This is a genomic window from Acidovorax sp. NO-1, from assembly GCF_000238595.1.
In the GTDB taxonomy this organism is placed as follows: Bacteria; Pseudomonadota; Gammaproteobacteria; order Burkholderiales; family Burkholderiaceae_C; genus Acidovorax.
On record NZ_AGTS01000026.1, the window covers coordinates 1 to 389 of the forward strand.

Below are 389 nucleotides of genomic sequence, written 5' to 3' on the forward strand. Positions count from 1 at the left end.
CTCAAACGGGTATCGTGGCCTCCCACTAATGGGGTTCACGATGCAGGACTGGCAAACGACGTTTTTGGGGATGCGTGAGCTGCCCCGCGATATCAGTGACTTCGAGATGAAGGCGTTTTTCACCTTCGATGGTGCAGAGCGCGAGGCAATCAATGCGCGCCGGGGTGACGCCCACAAGCTCGGTCTGGCGCTGCATATCGGGTTTTTGCGCATGAGTGGCCGCCTGCTGTATGCCTTTCGGGTGGTTCCCGTCGCCCTGTGGCGCCACTTGAGCGAGGAACTTGGCATTGCCACCCCTGATGTGGCTTCGCTGCGCACGCTGTACGGGCGGGAGAAGACACTGTTCGATCACCAGCAAGTAGCGTGCACGGCCCTTGGTTTTCGGTGGA

The 389-nt window shown here is 59.9% G+C and carries 1 protein-coding gene; it reads left to right on the forward strand.

The window, feature by feature from the left end; translation table 11 throughout:
- Positions 1 to 40: 40 nt before the first annotated feature.
- On the forward strand, positions 41 to 389 hold a 349-nt coding region (locus tag KYG_RS02170), incomplete at its 3' end, for a DUF4158 domain-containing protein (RefSeq protein WP_008903179.1).